Origin of the sequence: Synechococcus sp. R6-10, assembly GCF_047461815.1 — a bacterium.
In the GTDB taxonomy this organism is placed as follows: Bacteria; Cyanobacteriota; Cyanobacteriia; order Thermostichales; family Thermostichaceae; genus Thermostichus.
Genome location: NZ_JANSHW010000677.1, coordinates 1 through 840 on the forward strand (window position 1 = coordinate 1; position 840 = coordinate 840).

Below are 840 nucleotides of genomic sequence, written 5' to 3' on the forward strand. Positions count from 1 at the left end.
TGCTCGAGGCGATGATGTCGTGGATGATGTCGATGGTGCCGTAGATGGCGCGTCCGACGCGGCAGGTCAGCCCCACGACTTTGCCCTGACGATTGCGCATCGCCGAGATGCGGTGCAGGGTGCGGGGGATGCCTGCGCGGTTGTCTTTGCCGAACTGCCCGATGCGGTCGGCGACATACTGCAGGTCGTACTCTTCCACCTGCACGCCCTCCAGTCGGATGGTGCGCTGCATAAAGCGCGCTTCGGGCATGCGTCCGAGATCGAGGACTACCTCCAGCAATTGGCTCAGGTCGGGCTGCTCCTCCAGCCACTGTCGAAGGGCTGGGGGAAGCACTTCCAGCATCGCGTTCAAGTCGTCTGCAAAGCTCTGCTGCGTCGCTGGGCTGGGCGCAGCGGCGGCTTCCTGCTGGGTGTTCTTTCGCTCTGGCATGGATATACCGAATTATACCCCGCCGGATTGCGCCGTGCGCCGCCGCCGTCGGGTATACTTACACACTCGGAGGTACACATCATGCCGAATATCAAATCAGCGAAGAAGGCGTTATTGAAGTCGCGCGAGCGGCACCTGCGCAACCGCTCGACCAAATCGGCGATTAAGACCTACTCGCGGCGCGTGAAGGAGTTGGCGGACAAGGGCGACACGGAAGGCAGCGTGGCGAGCCTACGCCGCGCGATCAGCCTGATTGACAAGGCGGTCAAGCGCGGCATCCTGCACAAGAACACGGGCAGCCGCAAGAAGTCGCGCCTGATGATTGCGCTCAACAAGAAACTGGCGCAGCAGCAGGGCGCAAACGCTAACGAGTAGGCGCGCGGGTATACTCAATTCGCCATCACATACTG

At 61.7% G+C, this 840-nt stretch carries 1 protein-coding gene and 1 pseudogene; one reads left to right on the forward strand and one right to left on the reverse strand.

The features are described from left to right. Positions 1-352, reverse strand: a pseudogene (locus NW837_RS15245) (single-stranded DNA-binding protein); the annotation flags it as partial. 159 nt (positions 353-511) lie between these two features. Here NW837_RS15245 and rpsT point away from each other — a divergent pair. Continuing rightward, complete coding sequence (gene rpsT, locus NW837_RS15250) at positions 512-805, forward strand: 30S ribosomal protein S20 (RefSeq protein ID WP_414332486.1); 294 nt, start codon at positions 512-514, stop codon at positions 803-805. Positions 806-840: the final 35 nt, after the last annotated feature.